This window comes from Halopseudomonas aestusnigri, assembly GCF_002197985.1.
GTDB lineage: Bacteria > Pseudomonadota > Gammaproteobacteria > Pseudomonadales > Pseudomonadaceae > Halopseudomonas > Halopseudomonas aestusnigri.
The window spans coordinates 244283-261456 of the sequence record NZ_NBYK01000004.1 but is presented as its reverse complement, the minus strand read 5'-3'; the positions used below and the strand labels follow the sequence as shown (position 1 = coordinate 261456).

14 protein-coding genes are annotated in these 17174 nt (G+C 62.8%); 3 read left to right on the top strand and 11 right to left on the bottom strand.

Annotated elements, in window-relative coordinates; translation table 11 throughout:
• Positions 1-103: 103 nt before the first annotated feature.
• The 10 genes from B7O88_RS08870 to B7O88_RS08825 form a co-directional block, all read right to left on the bottom strand.
• Positions 104-2497: a fatty acid cis/trans isomerase gene (locus tag B7O88_RS08870; RefSeq protein ID WP_088275311.1), complete on the bottom strand. Its 2394-nt coding sequence runs from the start codon at positions 2495-2497 to the stop codon at positions 104-106.
• Between the two features lie 103 nt (positions 2498-2600).
• Positions 2601-3446, bottom strand: a complete 846-nt coding sequence (locus tag B7O88_RS08865; protein ID WP_088275309.1) for a DMT family transporter — start codon at positions 3444-3446, stop codon at positions 2601-2603.
• Between the two features lie 59 nt (positions 3447-3505).
• Entirely contained in the window at positions 3506-5038 is a 1533-nt protein-coding gene (locus B7O88_RS08860) for a sigma-54 interaction domain-containing protein (RefSeq protein WP_088275307.1), read from the bottom strand.
• A 1-nt stretch (position 5039) separates the two neighbouring features.
• Positions 5040-7547, bottom strand: a complete 2508-nt coding sequence (tssH, locus tag B7O88_RS08855; protein ID WP_088275305.1) for a type VI secretion system ATPase TssH — start codon at positions 7545-7547, stop codon at positions 5040-5042.
• A complete protein-coding gene (gene tssG, locus B7O88_RS08850) occupies positions 7534-8556 on the bottom strand; it encodes a type VI secretion system baseplate subunit TssG (protein ID WP_088275303.1) in 1023 nt (340 codons plus the stop codon). The genes tssH and tssG overlap by 14 nt, the downstream gene beginning before the upstream one ends.
• On the bottom strand, positions 8520-10295 hold the full coding sequence (gene tssF, locus B7O88_RS08845) for a type VI secretion system baseplate subunit TssF (RefSeq protein ID WP_088275301.1): 1776 nt from the start codon (positions 10293-10295) through the stop codon (positions 8520-8522). Before tssF ends, tssG begins: the two co-directional genes overlap by 37 nt.
• A gap of 7 nt (positions 10296-10302) precedes the next feature.
• The gene (gene tssE, locus B7O88_RS08840) at positions 10303-10743 is read right to left on the bottom strand and encodes a type VI secretion system baseplate subunit TssE (protein ID WP_235005750.1); all 441 of its coding nucleotides are present in this window, start codon (positions 10741-10743) and stop codon (positions 10303-10305) included.
• On the bottom strand, positions 10740-12215 hold the full coding sequence (gene tssC, locus B7O88_RS08835; RefSeq protein ID WP_088275299.1) for a type VI secretion system contractile sheath large subunit: 1476 nt from the start codon (positions 12213-12215) through the stop codon (positions 10740-10742). Before tssC ends, tssE begins: the two co-directional genes overlap by 4 nt.
• A 23-nt stretch (positions 12216-12238) precedes the next feature.
• Positions 12239-12733 (bottom strand): type VI secretion system contractile sheath small subunit, encoded by a 495-nt coding sequence (tssB, locus tag B7O88_RS08830; protein WP_088275297.1) that lies wholly within the window; start codon positions 12731-12733, stop codon positions 12239-12241.
• Complete coding sequence (locus B7O88_RS08825; protein WP_088275295.1) at positions 12730-14205, bottom strand: TssA family type VI secretion system protein; 1476 nt, start codon at positions 14203-14205, stop codon at positions 12730-12732. Before B7O88_RS08825 ends, tssB begins: the two co-directional genes overlap by 4 nt.
• Before the next feature lie 368 nt (positions 14206-14573).
• Between B7O88_RS08825 and B7O88_RS08820 the strand changes: the two genes are divergently transcribed.
• The 3 genes from B7O88_RS08820 to B7O88_RS08810 all read left to right on the top strand — a co-directional run bounded on the left by B7O88_RS08820 (position 14574) and on the right by B7O88_RS08810 (position 16223).
• Positions 14574-15155, top strand: a complete 582-nt coding sequence (locus B7O88_RS08820; RefSeq protein WP_088275293.1) for a DJ-1/PfpI family protein — start codon at positions 14574-14576, stop codon at positions 15153-15155.
• A gap of 45 nt (positions 15156-15200) precedes the next feature.
• A complete protein-coding gene (locus tag B7O88_RS08815) occupies positions 15201-15512 on the top strand; it encodes a ribbon-helix-helix domain-containing protein (RefSeq protein WP_088275291.1) in 312 nt (103 codons plus the stop codon).
• 81 nt (positions 15513-15593) lie between these two features.
• Positions 15594-16223: a LysE family transporter gene (locus B7O88_RS08810; protein ID WP_088275289.1), complete on the top strand. Its 630-nt coding sequence runs from the start codon at positions 15594-15596 to the stop codon at positions 16221-16223.
• A gap of 12 nt (positions 16224-16235) precedes the next feature.
• Here B7O88_RS08810 and B7O88_RS08805 read toward each other — a convergent pair whose 3' ends face one another.
• Positions 16236-17123 carry a helix-turn-helix domain-containing protein gene (locus B7O88_RS08805; RefSeq protein WP_088275287.1) on the bottom strand — a complete coding sequence of 296 codons (888 nt, stop codon included), beginning with the start codon at positions 17121-17123 and terminating at the stop codon, positions 16236-16238.
• Positions 17124-17174 lie beyond the last annotated feature (51 nt).

Genomic DNA, 17174 nt, shown 5'->3' with positions numbered 1-17174 from the left:
TGATAGTGCCGTATTGTCCATCGAGCGGCCATGTTCTCAGTGTAAACCCGTTTTTGCGGTTGTCCGCATCCTCGCAGCCGTGGGGCTGCGTGGAATGTCGGGTTTACAGGTTCTGGTAGCGATTGATGTCGAATAGACCTGCCTGGGACGGATCGGTTTCCTCAACATAGCGCCGGAAGTCCGCAATGATGTCCCAGAAGCTGGGGCTGGTACGACGCACACCCCAGCGGGCGGCGACCGCGCCAAGCCCCGCTTCGTCGCGTGTGGCACGTAAGGCGGCGACAAAATCCGGCAGTTGCTGCAGGGGAATGTCGAAGCTGAAGTTGGGATAGCTGCCGAGCGTGCCGCGCATCACTGTGAGCGTGTCACGTTCCGGCTGCAGACGGGCGTCTTCACCGAACATGAAGGCGACGTTGCTGTGGGCGCGGTTGTGGACAAGGGTGTATACCCAGCGCTGCTTGCCCTCATGGATACGCAGGAAACTGATCTCCGGCAGCAGTGCAATGACCGGAACGCTGGCAGCGGTGCCCTGCCCGAGCGGGCGCAGGAGCTGATCGATGTGGCGCTGCTGGTCGCTCAGCTCCGGACGTTGACAGGTGTTCTGCGGGCAACGGTTCAGGGTGTCCGGGCCGCTGTCTACCGCATCTGCACGGGCCATCAGTTGTCGGGTGAAGGCTGCCATGACAGCGGGGTTGCTGCGGGTATCTTCCTCTGTGTAGCGGATGGCGACCGGGGTATCGAGGCTGACATCGGCGTAGGCAATGCGGTCCTTGAGCAGCGCATGGCCCTGATACCACTGTTCGTAGAGGGCCTTGCGGGCCTGCGCCGGGACAAAACGCAGGAAATTGTGTTCGGCGCCATTGCGAATCAGGTCAAAATACAGCCGGGTCTGAGCCTGGTGCGACAGGCTGCCGAACACGTTGAAGTTGACGACCAGCTCATAGTAGGTCCGCTCAAGCAGCGGGTAGTCCATGACCCAAATGGTCTCCGGCACCTGGCCCCATAGCCCTCGGCGCACCGATGCGCTGTCGTGGTGGCGGAAGATGGTCAGCAGCGCGTCCCGGTTGTGGCCGTCGCCGTCCCAGATCTCGGCCATATCGGCCCCGGCGGGTTTGCGCTCGGCATAATAGTCGTGCCGCAGCATCAGATACTGATTGCGTTTGCTGCTGTACTCCAGCCACGCCGCACCCAGCGCGGAGAGATCGCTGTCCTGCCCGGGCAGGCCGAGCAGTGGCGTGGTCAGGCTGCGATAGAGCGGATCATTGACGTAGGCCTCTTGCTGCGGATCTTCGAACACGGTCCAGAACTGGTCGCGAATGACATCGGTAGCGATCTGGCCGCGGCACACCGGGCCGCGAATAAAGGAGCGAACGAAGTACTCCGCCGAATCGAGCATGAACTGATAGCGCGCCCTGGCCGGAATGGCGGTAAAGGTGATAAACGGGTTGGAGCGTTCTGCGTAGGCGTAACCGGGCGGGGTGGCAACGGCCCAGTCGTTCTGCAGGAACAGTTCCTGCCAGCGATCCATGCGCTGAGCATCCAGGGCATAGGTGATGTGGGTCTTTTCGACCAGCGTTTCGCGCAGCGGGCGCAAGCGGTAGTAGAACGGTTGGCCCGGATCGTCATTGGGGCGCACTGTGGCCAGTGGCTCGGCTGGCTGGCCTGGCGGCGTTGCGGAGCGCACCAGTTCATAGAAGCTGCTGCCGGCGATGTCGGGGAAGTGCAGATGGGCGATAAACAGGTGCTCGAACAGGTAGCGTGAGACCAGTTGCTCTCGGGCACCCTGCTGGTTGAAGAAGGTTTCCCAGCGCTCGATGCTTGCCTGCTCCTGTGCCGATGGGTTCCAGGGCTGTGGCGCAGTGACCGCGCCTTCACTGATCCAGCGACTGAGGGTGGCAAATTCCTGATCGCTCAGGCCGCTGGTGGCATAGGGCATTCCGCCGTGCGGGTTCTCTTCGGCGTAGTCGTCAAAGGTGCCCGGGGAAGGGCAACTGAAGGTGTGTTTGGTGCCGATCTTGATTGCTTCCGGCAGTGTGCTGTCGGCCGGGAACGGATTGCGGTGGCCCAGCTCGATCATGCGGTAAAGCAGAGAGCCGTCGAGTTGCTGCGCTGCGCCGGCGTTGGCGTCATGCAACACCGAGAAAAACCCCTTTTGCCGCCAGGCTTCGGTGCTGTCGGCATCAATACCCAGTCGAGTTGGCTCGGCGTCGTCAATTCGCGTGCCGTCGTAGACCTGCTTCTTGGACGCACCGCGTTCAATGCCCTCGGCGCTGGTCAGCTTGAGCTGGCAGGGGGCGTCGTAGCAGCCGTGACAGGCCATGCACCTGGTTTCCAGAATCGGCCTGATGTCGCGCTGATAGTCGAAACTCTGATGCGTCGCCACCACCGGTTCGGCGTGCGGGTAGGTCTGAACGGCGCTGCAGGCGATAACCAGGACGGTCAGCAGCAGGGTAACGGATGCGATGCGCCAGGTCGCACGGCGGGACAGTAGTTGCATGGAATCCTTCCTCAGAGGCAGGCGACAGGGCGGGGCGGTTGCCCATCTTGCATCAGGCAGTACGTTCTATGCCAGGCATTGTGACGACGGCCATGCCCTAAGTTCAGCCTTTGGCCACCGGTTTGCGCAACACCAGCGCGATACCGCCGAGGATCATGGCCGAAGCGAGCAGCAGCCGCAGGGTCAGCGGTTCGGCCAGCAATAGCGCGCCGCCGAGCGTGGTAATGACCGGCACACTCAGCTGCACCGTTGCCGCGACGCTGGCGCGCAGATGCGGCAGTGCGGCGTACCAGATAGCGTAGCCCAGCCCCGAGGTGACAGCGCCGGAGGCCAGCGCATAGAGCACCCCCTGGCTGTCCAGACTCTGGCTCTGCAGCAGCGCCAGGCTGAGGAGAATTGCCAGCGGTGCCGCGCGCAGAAAGTTGCCCGCAGTCACCGCGGTAGGGTTGCTGGCACCGCGCCCGCGCAGCGAGTAAATGCCCCAGGCAATGCCCGCCGCCAGCATGCTCAGCGCGGCTGGCAAGGGCGGGGCGCTGGAACCCGGCAGCAGCAGGGCAATGAGGCCCAGGAGCGCCAGCGTCATACCCGCCTGCTGCGGCAGCGTCAGCCGCTCACCGCGCACAATTCCCGTGCCAATCATGGTGACCTGCACCGCCGCAAACAGCAGCAGCGCGCCCATACCTGCATCGAGGTGGATATACGCCCAGGAAAAACCTGCGGCATAGGCAAACAGCGCTAGCGCAGACGGCCAGCTGCCGTGGCTGAAGGCGCCGCCGCCGCGTAGCGTTACCAGCAGCCACAGCACAGTGGCTCCGGAGATCAGTCGCAGACTGGTGAAACTGGCCGGGTCGATGGCGGTTGTGTCCAGCGCCAGCCGGCACAGCACCGAATTGCCGGCAAAAGCCAGCATGGCGAGCGCGGTCAGCAGGGTTGCCTTGGGCAGTTGCATGGTTACTCCATGGCGAGGTCCAGGGGCCATGAGACGTTGAATACACCCGCGGCGCAATACTATTTTGGTAGGCATTGAGCCTGTGATCGTGACCGCAGCGCTATGCCGAGCCGCTGCATGCGGTAGAGCAGGGTCCGCCTGGGCAAACCCAGCATCCGGGCGGTCAGGGTCTGATTGCCGTTGTGCTGTTGCAGGGCTTCGTTGAGCAGGTTGCGCTCTACCGCCTCCAGTTGTTCGCGCAGCGTCAGGCGGTGAGCCTGGGTTGGCGTATTGGGCAGGTCCAGGTGCTCTGGCAGCAGCAGGTTACCGTCGCACAGCAAAAGAGCCCGGGCGATCAGTCCCTTGAGTTCACGCACATTGCCAGGGAAACGCTGAGTCGCGAGGTATGCCAGGGCGGTGTCTGACCAGCGGCAGTGCGAGCGCTGCAGGAAGGTACAGGTCTCTTGGGTAAACTGCAGGGCAAGCTGTCGGATATCGCTGCCGCGCTCGCGCAGCGGCGGCAGGCTGATCGGGAAGTGGCTCAAGCGGTAGTAAAGGTCCTCACGAAACCCTCCCTGCTCGACCTGACTGAACAGATCCTGGTGGGTGGCGGCGACGATGCGGACGTCGACACGATGGCTCTGGTTGCTGCCAAGCGGTCGCACCTCGCCCTCCTGCAGCACCCGCAGCAGCTTGGCTTGCAGGGCCAGCGGCATGTCGCCGATTTCGTCCAGAAACAAGGTCCCGCCATTGGCCGCGTCGAACAGCCCTTCCCGGTCCTGGTCGGCGCCGGTGAAGGCCCCCTTGCGGTAGCCGAACAGTTCGCTTTCCAGCAGCTGCTCGGGCAGCGCGCTGCAGTTTTGAGCAATAAAGGGCTGGCTGCGGCGTGAGCCGTAATCGTGGATGGCGCGGGCGACCAGCTCCTTGCCGGTACCGGTCTCGCCGCCGAGCAGCACCGTGACGGGGTTGTGCAGTACCTTGCTGATCAGTCGGTAGACCTGCTGCATGGCGGGGCTCTCACCGATCAGCCCGAAACTGCCGAGCTTGCTGGCTGTTGCCGGCTCGGGCAGTGGCAGATCGGGTGCCTGCAGCGCCAGCTCGGCCTGTTGCATTGCGTGCAGTTGCGCCAACGCAATATTGCCGACCATGTCCAGCGGCAACGTCAGTGCTCTGCCGAGACCCCGTGCCCGGCTGGCCAGCACCAGCAGCCCGCCCACTTGCTGTCTGCGATCCAGAATGGGCTGACACAGCAGGCTGCGCCAGGCAGCTGAACTTGCCGGCAGGAAGGGGGTTGCATGCAGGCTGCGATCCAGTTCGTCCAGTTGCAGCGGGGTGTTCTGGCTCAGGCTGTAGGCAAGCAACGGTGCCGTCAGGCCATCCTCGCCGTGCTCTCCACCGAGCTGGCCGTCCAGCCACTGGCAACACAGCGGCAGCCGGCTATGGCTGGCGTCGAGCAGATACAGCTGAACCAGTGCGCAGTTGCCCAGCTCCGCGAGCCATCCGACCAGCTTTTGCTGCAGTTCGGCGGAGTTCTGGCACTGCACGAGCGCGCTCAGTCCGGTCAGTAGGTTTGCCGCATCGGGTACGGCAGCTGCCGCGTTGAACGGCAGCATTTCACGCGAGCTCACAGGTCACCTCTCCCTCATTGTCAACCCGGGCGTACAGGTTCAGTGCGCAGTGGTTCGGCTCGTCGCTCTGCAGCAGCCTATCTGCGATGGGGCTTATCAGACGCTCTTCAAGCCAGCGCTCAATATGGCGAGCACCACCCGTATTGCTGCACGCCTCGGCAATCAGTGAAGGCAGCCGGGGATCCAGCCGGCATCCAATCGCACGCGCCTGCATACGCTGCTGCAGCGCACGAAGGCGCTGACTGGCGATGGATTGCAGACTTTGCGCTGCAAGCGGGTAGTACGGCAAAACACGCATGCGGGCGAGTAGCGCCGGTTTGAAATGCGCGTTCAGATGGGGGTGGATGGCTTCGACCAGTTGCTCAGGGGTGGGGCGTGCAGCGTTGCGACAGAGTCGTTCAATGTGCTCACTGCCAAGATTGGATGTAAGCAGAATCAGCGTGTTGCGAAAGTCGATTTCGCGCCCCTCTCCGTCATTCGCGATGCCCTTGTCGAAGATCTGATAGAACAGATTGAGCAACTGTGGATCGGCCTTCTCGACCTCGTCCAGCAGGATCACCGAGTAAGGGCGGCGACGTACCGCTTCGGTCAATTGGCCGCCTTCACCGTAGCCCACGTAGCCGGGCGGAGCGCCGATCAGCCGGGCCAGGCTATGGCGCTCCTGATACTCACCCATGTTGATCACAGTAAGAAACGCGTCTCCGCCATACAGCAGGTCGGCAATGGCCTCCGCGGTTGCCGTCTTGCCAACGCCGCTCGGACCGGTGAGCAGAAATACGCCGGCAGGACGGTCCGGGCGGGACAGGCCCAGTGCGCTGGCACGCAGGCTGCGATTCAGTTGCTCTACCGCCTCGGGCTGACCATGCAGCCGCTCGTGCAGGCGTTCCCCGAAACGGGCGATGCGCTCGTGGTAGTGTCCGCTCAGTTGTGCGGTCGGAATGCCTGTCCACTCATGCACCACTTCGACAATCGCATTGCGATCTACCTCGGCGCAGACCAGTCGGGGCTGCGGCGCCTGTTGCAGGTCTTGCAGCGCCTGGCGCAGTTCGGCATGCGGCGCCTCGCGCTGATGACGCAAACTGACCAGTTGCAGCGCCAGCTCCCGCTGCGCGGTCCACTGCTGCTGCAGATTTTGCAGGGTATCGCCGCCGGCCTGATGTTGCTGGTTCAGATGTTCAAGCAGGGCGGGGTCGGTTGGCAGTCCTAGCTGTCGGTCGCGCTCAATCGATTCGCGCTGGCGTGCCTGGTCAGCCTGTTGTGCCTGCAGGCGGTCCAGCGCAGCGGGCACGGCTGCAAGGTTTACCCGCGTTCTCGCGCAGGCGGTATCGAGCAGATCCAGGGCTTTGTCAGGCAATTGGCGGTCTGCCAGATAGCGAGCTGCCAGCTCGACCGCCGCCACAACCGCCTCGTCTCGCACATGCAGTCCGTGGCTTTCGGCATAGCGAGGCACCAGTCCGCGCAGCAGGCTTATCGCCTCGGATGGGCTGGGCTCGCGCAGTTGCAAGGGCTGGAAGCGGCGTGCAAGAGCCGGGTCCTTTTCGATATGACGCCGATACTCGCTCCAGGTGGTGGCGGCGATCGCCCTGAGCGTGCCGCGTGCCAGGGCAGGTTTTAGCAGGTTGGCGGTATCGGCAGTACCGGCATCACCACCATGGCCGATCAGCGTATGAGCTTCATCGATGAACAAAATGACCCGGTTATCAGGGTCGGCAGCGCCCGCCAGTATGCCTTGCAGGCGTCGTTCCAGCTCCCCACGCATACCGGCCCCTGCCTGCAGAAGGCCGAGATCAAGACTGAGCAGCCGCCAGCCGCGCAGTGCTTCCGGGACACCGCCGGCGACGAGCCGTTGTGCCAGCCCCTCGACCAGTGCACTTTTGCCAACCCCGGCATCGCCGATGATGATCGGGTTGCTTTTGCGGCGTCGGCAGAGGATGTCGACCAGCTGCCTGATCTCGCGCTCGCGCCCAAGCACCGGGTCCAGAGCGCCTTCCTCCGCCTGCTCTGTCAGGTCGTGGGTGTAGGACTTGAGCAGCGATGTGTCGGTCTGAAGGCTGGTGTCGTCCGCGTTGGCCAACTGCTGCAGTTGATCAATGCTGAGCGGAGCCAGGGGATCAGGGTGCAGCAAAGGGTTGCGCAGCCAGCCAAGCAGCAGTGCGTGCAGGTTTATTCGTTGCTGATGCAGCTCGGTGGTGGCGACCAGTAGTGCCTGTTGCAGCCAGTTGACCAGCGTGCTGGACAAGCTCGGGTTGCGGCCGCTCTGCTGGTGTTGGGTTGGTAGATGGCAGCTGGATAACAGTGCATCGGCGTCAATCTCGCTGACAGCAAGCACCTGATGCAGCAGGCTGCCGCGGTGTTGCAGCAGGGCCCGGATGAGGTCTTCCGGCTCCACGTTGGCGCCGCCGCGTTGCAGACAGTGCTCGGCGGCGCGCTCAAGGGCGCTGTGTACCTCGCTATCGAGCAGGCTGACAAGTTGGTGAATATCAATTGCAATCATGCAGACCGTCCTTGGTCGTGGAACAGAGAAGAATGACGGGATCGCCGGCCGGGCTGCCCAGCCAGGTTGTCCAGCCGAGTCGGCAGGTGTTGCGGCTGCCCAGGTGCAGGGCCCGCACTTCGCTGGCCTGCAGCTGCAGTCGCAGGTCGTACTGCAGCGGCGTGCGCAGCAGAAAGGCGAGCAGGTTGTGCAGCGTCTGGTGATCCTGTCCGGGTGGCAGGAATCGGTGGAAGTCGTTCCAGTCGAGCTGCGTCAGATGCACTCGAAATGCACCGGCGATGGACATGATATGGCTGCCCAGAACCAGCTCATGACCGAGAGTGCTGTTGTTGCGGCCGAGCGCCGAACGTTGCTCGTCCGGGATGGAAACCTGTCTGGGCAGGCATTGTTCCAGTGTGATTGAGGGAGAGCGGAAGTAGTGACGCAGCACCGCCGCGATACTGTCGGCCGACTGGGCCTTGCCGCTGATCAGCCCCAGGCAGGGCAGCAGACGGTGGGCCTGCAGGGGGCCGCTCTCGGGCGTATTGTGCAAGCCGGCCAGAGCCAGCAGGTTGCTGGACAACCGGTCGCTGGCGCCGCTGCGAAAGCGGCTGTAGTAGCGATACTTCTGCCAGATCGGCAACAGCAGCCGTTGCAGACGGTTATTGCACAGGTCGAACAGGGCCCTGACGTTGCCGCAGCCCGGATCATCACCCAGCGCCAGCTCAACCTGGTGGGCAGGCAGGGGTGAACTGGCACCGCTGAGGGCGATCAGATTCAGCTGCAGGACGAAATGCAGACCGCGCTCGTCGTGTTCAATCTGCAGTTGTTCGATGTCCCTTGCAGCGAACCCCAATCCCGGGTTGGCACAAAAACGGACACGTCGGTAGTGTGCTTCCGGCGTCTCGCCGGGATAGCTCTGCTGCAGTTGATCCAGCAGGCATAGCAGTGCCTGATACAGGCTGTAATGCTGGATGTCCCGTTGCAGGCGAATCAGAACAGGGGCTGGTGACCCAGACGCGGTACCCATTGGTAGCGTTCTCCCTGCAAGCTGATGATGGAGAGGGCGTGAAACGTGTTGATGCCGGCATGCTGCGCGAAAAATTCGTTTAACACCGAGCCAAACAGAAAGAGCTCCCCGGAGCCGTTACAGCCCTCTGCGTCAACCTCCAGTTCCGACTGCACGCCGCGTATCGGCAGCCCTCGAAACAGACGGTCGGTCTGACGGTGCCGCACCGAGCGCAGTGCGTTCAGACGGCGCTCGCTGACCCTGGCTGCGTTCTGGTCGCAGTGCCTTGGCAGGTCGTGACAGCTGAGTGCTTCGCGCAGGGCACTGATGTTCTCCAGCGTCTGGTAGTTGAGCGCCATGCTGCTGATCAACTGCCACAACCCCTGGTGGTGCAGCGCCGGCGCATAGCTTGGGGTGATGCGCCCGATATTGCGAAATTGCACAAACTCGGGCGTGCCCTCGCAGGGATGGCAGATGTCGCCCTGGGCCAGCTTGCCAGGCCACTGCTGATTGGTGCAGGTCAGCTCAATGGACAGGGTTTCCTGCTGATCCTGCTGCTGGAGACCGAAGCACAGGTGGGTTTCCAGGTGTTCGCCATCCAGAGCCGGCAGTTGTCGCAAGCTGTAGTGCGGCGATGCATCGGGGCCTGCGAGTGTATGGTCATGCTCGAAGGATTCGAACGGAACGTAGGTCCGGTAACCCATGCCGCCCGGCTTCCAGCCGGTTACCCGATTGACCGAAAAGACGCCGCACTGGGCTGGTGCAAGGCCCGCAGGGCGCAGCAGGTAACGATCCTGTCGGCCATCGAGTCTGACCGGACTGGCGTCGTGGCTGAACAGGTTGACGACAGGTGTGCAGTAAAGCTTCACCATATCGGTGTCTGGCGTCAGTTGGCGGCAGTCCGGATGGTGCAGGTCAAATTCGATGCGCAGCCCGCGTGCCTGCTGCATTAGTGGTTTGTCCGGCGTGACCTCGCGCTCAAGGCCGGTCAGCTCGACAAACAGAAACTTCTCGGCGAAGGCAAAGTAGTCCTGCAGGTGCCGATAGCCGCTGAACCCCTGATCGGTATTCGGCAGCAGGGTTTCCTCAGTCGCAAAACCGCAGGGCTGCAGGTGGTCGGCGGGCAGGGTGAGTGATGGTTGTTGAGTCAGCGGTTGCCCTGCTGCATCGAGCGGCTGCAGGGTAATGGCGTCCAGATGGCGGCACAGGTGCAGGTACAGCTGACGGCTTGAATAGGCATTGCCGCTCAGGTGCAAGCGCAGTCGGCGCAGATCGAGGTCTGTCAGGCTGCCTTCGCAGGTCATCTGCAGTGTCAGGGTCAAGCGTGCGCCGGTAGCATGGCTCTGGTAACGGCAGCCTGCCAGTTCGACGGGCAGCAAGGTCGCCGCACTGGTTGTGCGAAAGCGGCACCGAATACCGTCGACAGGGCGTGACTCCACCCCGGTGCCGCGTGCAATGGGTAGTGCCTTGAGCGGTCGTTGCAACGGTTCGAACTGCAGCATGGCCAGTGCCGGCATGGGGCGCAGGCAGTTTGGCCAAAGCAGATGCATAAGCGAGTGGGTCAGTTCGGGCAACTCGTCATCGAGTTTTTGCCTCAGGCGCCCGGTAAGAAAGGCAACGCCCTCAAGCAGCCGCTCTACATCCGGGTCGGTGCTGGTGCCGGCGAGGTAGGGCGCCAGCGCGGGGTGATGTTCGGCAAACCGCCGGCCCTGCTCACGCAGGGCACTCAACTCGCTCTGAAAGTAGTGATTGAAGGTCATGGTGGATTCAGATGTCGGAGTCGTCTCGCTGCAGGGTCACTGCAGCCTTGCCCTGGCCGTCGAGTTGCACACTGAAGGTGACTGGCTGCCGCAGCTCCGGCAAGTTGAGCCGGGCGTTGATGATGAAGGCCAGGCGCAGCGGGTCACTAGCATCATGCTGACAGCTGACCCGCACCTCGCGCAGACGCGGCTCGTAGCGGCTGATGAAGCGCTCTATCGCCGCGCGTGCCTGCTGCCGGGTGTCATGCAGCGTCAGTCGCATATCGTTCAGTTCGGGTAGGCCGTAGTCGGGCAGCATCTGTACGCTGCCGGCGCGGGTGCTGAGCATGCGCGCCAGCTGGGCCATCACCGAGGCACTGGCGGCCTCGGCGCCTGGCAGACCGGAGCGGGACCGGTCGCTGCCGCTGAGGCGCTCCAGCAAGGAGCCGTATCCGGGCCTTGTCATCATTCGCGATCCAGCTTGCCGACCAGCGACAGCGTGAAGTCAGCGCCCATGTACTTGAAGTGAGGGCGAACGCTGAGACTGACCCGATACCAGCCCGGCTGGCCGGCAACATCCTCGACGCCGATGGAGGCTGCCCGCAGTGGCCGGCGCCCGCGCACCTCTGCGCTCGGGTTGTCCTGGTCTGCAACGTACTGGCGAATCCAGCGGTTCAGTTCCAACTCCAGGTCGGTGCGCTCTTTCCAGGCGCCGATCTGCTCGCGTTGCAGCACTTTCAGATAGTGGGCCAGGCGGTTGATGATGAACAGGTAGGGCAGTTGCGTACCCAGCCTGAAGTTGAGTTCGGTTGCCTTGCCCTCGGCGCTGTTGCCGAAGTAGCGGGGTTTCTGTGCCGAGTTTGCGGAGAAGAACGCCGCATTGTCGCTGCCCTTGCGCATGGTCAGGGCAATAAAACCGGCTTCTGCCAGCTCGTATTCTCGACGGTCCGAGACCAGTACTTCGGTGGGGATCTTGGTTTCGATCTCGCCCATGCTGGAGAAATGATGCAATGGCAAATCATCAACGGCGCCACCGCTCTGCGGGCCGATGATGTTGGGGCACCAGCGATAGCGGGCGAAACTGTCGGTCAGGCGGCTGGCGAAGGCGAATGCAGCGTTGCCCCAAAGGTAGTCCTCATGGCTGTCGCTGACGGTTTCGCGGTAGGCAAAACTGCGGACCGGGTTATCTTCAGGATCGTAGGGTGTGCGCAGCAGGAAACGGGGCAGCGTCAGACCGACATAGCGTGCATCCTCGCTCTCCCTGAACCCCTGCCACTTGCTGAACAGCGGGCCCTCGAAATGGTCCTGCATGTCTTTCAGGTCGGGCAGGCCGTGGAAGCTCTTGAGTCCGAAGAAGGCGGGGCCAGCTGCTGCGATGAACGGGGCGTGTGCCATGGCGGCCACGCCGGCCACCTGTTGCAGCAGGCGAATATCCTGCGTACCCGGACCAAACTGGTAGTTGGCGATCATGGCGCCGACCGGCTGCCCACCAAACTGGCCGTACTCGGCCGTGTATACGTGTTTGTAAAGACCGGACTGCACAAGCTCCGGGCTGTCTTCAAAGTCCTCCAGCAGATCATCTCTGGAGGCATTGATCAGCTCGATGCGGATGTTCTCCCGAAAGTCGGTGCGTGCAACCAGCAGCTTCAGGCCGCGCCAGGCCGATTCCAGCTGCTGAAAGTCGGGATGGTGCAAGATGGCGTCAACCTGACGGCTCAGCTTGCTGTCGATCTCTGCGATCATCCGGTCGACCATTGCCTTCTTGACTGGCTCCTGGCGGTTGTGGGGTTTCAGCAGTTCGCTGATGAAGGCGCCCACGCCCCGGCGGGCGATCGCATAGGATTCGTCCTCCCGGGTCAGCTGGGTTTCGGCGATAACGCGGTCGAGCAGACTGCCGTTGGTCAACGGTTTGTTTGCCCGAGCGGTGGATTGGCTTTGCATGGAGAGGGCTCCTGTAGGGTGCGTCACGGGGTCGGAGGGAGGCCGAGTTCGGTCAGGATCTGTTCACGTGACTGGTCGTCGCGCAGCAGCGCTTCAATTGCCTGGCGGAAGGCCGGTGTGTTGCCCAGCGGCCCCTTGAGGGCGACCAGGGCTTCGCGTAGCTCCATCAGTTGACGCAGTTCCGGGACCTGTTCGACCACGCTGGCCGGGTTGAAGTCGGACATCGAGCGGATGTCGAGTTCGACCGGCAACTCGCTGTCGGCGTCCTCCTCCTGCAATCGATTGGGAACATTGAAGGTCAGGCGCAGATCCTGTTTGGCCAGCACATCCTCGAAGCTGTTTTTGTCGATTGCGATGGGCTTGCGCTGCTCAATGCTGCGCTCGTCCCTGCGCTGGGTGAAGTCGCCCAGCACCATCAGCTTCAGCGGCAGTTCAATCTCCTGTTGCTGGTCACCGGTGTTTGGGGTGAAGGTCACGTTGATGCGCTCGCGCGGGGCGACCGTGGTGTCTTTTGTCATAGAGCTTCTCCATGCGGTTCAGGCCGGGTGGCCTGCTCAAGGGGATCTTGGAAACTCAGCCAGTGCAGCTGTTGCTGCAGCGCCTGGCAGCGTTCTTGACTGGTGCTGTCGCGCCGTGGGGCAAGGCTCTGGTGCAACAGCTGGAGGGTCTCGCTGAGTAGCTGCTTGTCCCAGATGGCAAGCGGCATACTTTGCTGCAGCTGCGCCAGTTGCGGCTCCAGCATGGCCTCTGCCTCCCGGTGTCGGGCGTTGGCCAGCAGTCGGCGGGCCCATTGCAGCCGTGACAGCGCGCGCTGGCGCTCGTCGGTATGGCCTGCCGGCATGGCCGTATCAGCCGGGACTGAGGAGCGCAGCGGTGCGGCGGTGTCGCCCTCCGTAGCGTTATCTGGCTGGCTCTGCTGCTGTGCATCCGCGGGGGGCTGAAGCCAGTGTTGGGTGGCCTGGCTGGCAAAAGGGCTGCCATCGTCAAAGCACAGACATTCCAGGCCGGGGAGGCGCTGCACAAGCGACCGGGTATGGGCCTGTATGACCGAAGCCGCGTTGGCATCGTCCATGGCGTGGCAACAGCGAGCGGCCAGATAGTGCCCGTCGAGCCAGAACGGCGCTTTGCGCAAGCTGTTTTCGAGGTTGTGCAACAGCCGGGCGTACTCTTGCTGCTGCCACAGCGCGTCATAGTGCTTGATCCGTTCGGCCGGGGGTGGACGCAGGCTGGTATGCCTCTGTTCGTCGTGCCGGGGGAGTTGTCCAATGCCGCCCCAGGTGAGGCTGCGGCTCATTTGCAGTGCACTGACGCGCTGATCTGGCTGGCTGAGCCACCATTGCAGCAGGGGCGTCGCCGCTTCCTGCAGGCGACGTAGCTGTTGTTGCGCGGTGCGTTCGCTGCCGATTGAGTCGCGCTCTGAGGCCGGCTCCTGGCCGGGGGCGGATGAGGCCGGTTCCGGCGCTGCTCTCTCCGTGCGCTCGCTCGCTGCTGGTGCAAGGCTGCCTGCCAACTGATGCCAGTCCTTACTGTGCAGCACGGAGTGTGCCCGCAGGGCCGAGCCAATGGCGTGCATTGCACTTTGCAGCACGGGCAGCTCGTGCTCGGCGCAGCACAAGACGCGCGCTTGGCGCGCCAGCGACGTTTGGAGCCACTGCAGCGCTGCCAGTTTGGCGCGCGCCCTTGCCGGCAGGCTGCTTTCCCAGGCGCTGCTGATAGCGCTGGTAATCTGCTGCAGGCTGCCAGCTGCCTGCTCGAGTTGCTGCAGCCGAATCAGAGCAAACGTTCGCCAGCCGGCAACGCGCAGGTCCATGCCCCGCGCAAGCAGATCGCTGGCAGTATCGGCCAGCTGCTGCCAATCAGGTTGGGGCTGCTGGTGCGGTGAGTCGAGACGCGAGAATACCTGCTCCAGTCGCACATAGGCGTCGCAGTCGCGCAGATCGGGCAGGTCTGCGGCGGGGCGGGTGCCGGGTGTGACAGCGACGGATGACATGCGACTTTCCTTTCCTGGGTGCCGACGGACCTCCTGTCCGCCCAGCCTGGTCGAATCGAACCGGGTTGGCGCATGCTAGTGAGCTGGTGCGGGGCTGCCAAACGGCCACCCTGTGATCGGGTTCGCGTTCAGACTGGCGATTTATCTGTTTTCCACCCGCTTCTCTGGTTGTTAAATTACATAAAATCAATAGGTTGTGAGTGTTTTTTGAGATTTTATTCAGGGTATGTGCCGGTGTTGTTGGTGGGGCGGAATCTGTGAACCAGACTGCATCCGCTCGCTCAAGGCGATGTAGTAACCCGTTGTTACCCGTCGGCGCAAGCAAGGGCGCATGATGGGCGCTCAAACACCCGCAAGGAGGAACAGTGATGTCCACCAAGAAGATTCTGCTGCTGGCCGGCGACTTTACCGAAGACTACGAAACCATGGTGCCGTTTCAGGCGCTGAGCATGCTGGGCTATGAGGTGCATGCGGTGTGTCCGGACAAGACCGCTGGCCAGACGGTCAAGACGGCGATTCACGACTTTGAGGGTGACCAGACCTACACCGAGAAGCCGGGTCACCTGTTTGCCCTGACCCACGATTTTGCCGCTGTTAAGGTCGATGACTATGTGGGCCTGGTGATTCCGGGCGGTCGGGCGCCGGAGTACCTGCGGCTTAACGCCGATGTGATTGCGCTGGTGCAGGCGTTCAATGCGGTCAACAAGCCAATTGCGGCGGTCTGCCACGGTGCGCAGCTGCTGGCGGCTGCCGGTGTGCTGGAAGGGCGCGAGTGCAGTGCGTATCCTGCGTGCGGGCCGGATGTGCGCCTGGCGGGTGGCACTTACATCGACATCGCCGCCGATCAGGCCCATGTTCAGGGCAACCTGGTGACTGCGCCGGCCTGGCCGTCCCATCCGCGCTGGCTAGCGGCGTTCGTGAAGTTGCTGGGCGCCCGAATCGAACTCTGATTCATGCGGGGCTGGCTGCGGTCAGCCCCTGCAGAGGAGAGCTGCATGTGTGAACTCTACGTAAAGGCAGACCCGATTCTGTACGAGTCGCGCTCGCGTTCGCTGCGCATCCGTGGTGTGGTGACTACCTTGAGACTGGAAAACCAGTTCTGGGACATCCTGCAGGAGATCGCCGAGGTGGACGACATGACCACCAATCAGCTGATCACCAAGCTGTATGACGAGGTGATGGAGCTGCGCGGCGAGGTGGTGAATTTTGCGTCTTTCCTGCGGGTGAGCTGCACCCGTTATCTGGCCCAGCGCGAGGCGCGGGTGGTTCCTCTGGCGGTGGTGGGCCGCAGTACAGCTCAGGGCTGATTTTCCTGCCAGCTGTATCGCGCCGGCCATCGGTGGTTTTGCTAGCATTGCCGCTTAACTGAATTTTTCTGGAGCCGTTCGATGTCGATCGAAACCTGGCTGGCGTTCTTTGTTGCCTGCTGGATCATCAGCCTGTCACCGGGCGCCGGTGCCATTGCTTCAATGTCCAGCGGTCTGAATTACGGTTTTGCTCGTGGTTACTGGACTGCGCTCGGTTTGCAGTTGGGGCTGGTGGTGCAGATTGCGGTGGTGGCGGCGGGCGTTGGTGCGGTGCTGGCCGCATCTGCGCTGGCATTCACGCTGATCAAGTGGTTCGGGGTGTTGTATTTGCTGTATCTGGCCTGGCGCCAGTGGCGAGCGCCGACCATGCAGGTGGACGAGACGCAGGCTCCGCGTGCACTTGGGCAACCGTTGGCGCTGGTGTTCAGGGGCTTGCTGATCAATGTCAGCAATCCCAAGGCGGTGGTATTCATGCTGGCCGTGCTGCCGCAATTTCTGGATGTCTCCCGGCCGCTGCTCAGTCAGTATCTGATCATGGGGCTGACCATGATTACCGTCGACCTGATCGTCATGGCGGGTTACACGGGTCTGGCGGCGCGGGTGCTGCGCCTGTTGCGCTCACCACGCCAGCAGCGGCTGCTCAATCGCACCTTTGCCGGGTTGTTTGCTGCGGCCGCAGGGATGCTGACATTGGTGCGCCGCGCAACCTGATGCCTCCTGTGCCTAGTGGCCTTGTTGCCACTGGCTGCGGTACTGCGATGGGCTGATGCCGGTCTGCTGGCGGAAGCGATTGCTGAAGTGGGCTGCTGAACTGAAGCCGCAGCGCAGTGCGACCTGCAGCAGGCTGACGGTGCTGTAGCGCAGCAACTGTTGCGCCTTTGCCAGGCGCTGCTGCTGCACGTAGCGGTGCGGCGGCAGGCCAATACTCTGCTTGAACATCCGCGCGAAGTGGTATTCGCTCAGTTGGCACAGGGCTGCCAGGTCGGCCAGTTGCAGCGGCTGATCCAGATGGCTGTCGATGTAGTCGCGGATATGCCGGACCTGTGCTGGCGCAAGCCCGCCCTTGATGGCGGGGGCCTGCCAGCTGACCTGGGTGTAGTGTTTGAGAACGTGATTGAGCAGCAGATTGCTGGCGCTGCTGAGAGTCAGGCTGTCGCTGCGGTCGTGCCAGTTGCTGGTCAGCAGAAAATGGCGGTAGAGCAGGGCGATCTGTGGGTCGTCTGCAAACAGCTGCTCGTTGACGCTCAGCTCCAGCGGGCTGCGATCCCAGGTTTGTTCCGCCAGCTGGCGCAGATGGGCGTCGGTGAAATACAGGTGAACGAACGACAGCGGTCCGCGGATATTCCAGGTGGATGCGTACTGCCGGGGCATCAGGCACAGCCGATCTGGTCCGCCGCCGTTGTGCCAGCCGTCGGTGCTTTTGAAGTAGGACTGGTAGCCATCGGCGATATACAGGCTGAGGGTGTGGTGATCGGCGTTTTCCAGATCGATCAGGTCCTGCTCGTTGTACCAGGAGGCCAGCCCGACGCCATTGCCCAGCCGCGTGCTGTCCCGCAGCCGGGTGTTGTGCCGCTGCAGGCTGTCGAATACCTGAAAGCGTTCGTCTGACATGGTTGCTCCGTGTACCGTGACCTGTCGCCCATGGTATGCGGGCCGGTGCGC

Bases quoted from the DNA above. Each gene is read 5' to 3' on its own strand.
- B7O88_RS08870 (WP_088275311.1), bottom strand. From the start codon at position 2,497: ATGCAACTACTGTCCCGCCGTGCGACCTGGCGCATCGCATCCGTTACC.
- B7O88_RS08865 (WP_088275309.1), bottom strand. From the start codon at position 3,446: ATGCAACTGCCCAAGGCAACCCTGCTGACCGCGCTCGCCATGCTGGCT.
- B7O88_RS08860 (WP_088275307.1), bottom strand. From the start codon at position 5,038: ATGCTGCCGTTCAACGCGGCAGCTGCCGTACCCGATGCGGCAAACCTA.
- tssH (WP_088275305.1), bottom strand. From the start codon at position 7,547: ATGATTGCAATTGATATTCACCAACTTGTCAGCCTGCTCGATAGCGAG.
- tssG (WP_088275303.1), bottom strand. From the start codon at position 8,556: ATGGGTACCGCGTCTGGGTCACCAGCCCCTGTTCTGATTCGCCTGCAA.
- tssF (WP_088275301.1), bottom strand. From the start codon at position 10,295: ATGACCTTCAATCACTACTTTCAGAGCGAGTTGAGTGCCCTGCGTGAG.
- tssE (WP_235005750.1), bottom strand. From the start codon at position 10,743: ATGATGACAAGGCCCGGATACGGCTCCTTGCTGGAGCGCCTCAGCGGC.
- tssC (WP_088275299.1), bottom strand. From the start codon at position 12,215: ATGCAAAGCCAATCCACCGCTCGGGCAAACAAACCGTTGACCAACGGC.
- tssB (WP_088275297.1), bottom strand. From the start codon at position 12,733: ATGACAAAAGACACCACGGTCGCCCCGCGCGAGCGCATCAACGTGACC.
- B7O88_RS08825 (WP_088275295.1), bottom strand. From the start codon at position 14,205: ATGTCATCCGTCGCTGTCACACCCGGCACCCGCCCCGCCGCAGACCTG.
- B7O88_RS08820 (WP_088275293.1), top strand. From the start codon at position 14,574: ATGTCCACCAAGAAGATTCTGCTGCTGGCCGGCGACTTTACCGAAGAC.
- B7O88_RS08815 (WP_088275291.1), top strand. From the start codon at position 15,201: ATGTGTGAACTCTACGTAAAGGCAGACCCGATTCTGTACGAGTCGCGC.
- B7O88_RS08810 (WP_088275289.1), top strand. From the start codon at position 15,594: ATGTCGATCGAAACCTGGCTGGCGTTCTTTGTTGCCTGCTGGATCATC.
- B7O88_RS08805 (WP_088275287.1), bottom strand. From the start codon at position 17,123: ATGTCAGACGAACGCTTTCAGGTATTCGACAGCCTGCAGCGGCACAAC.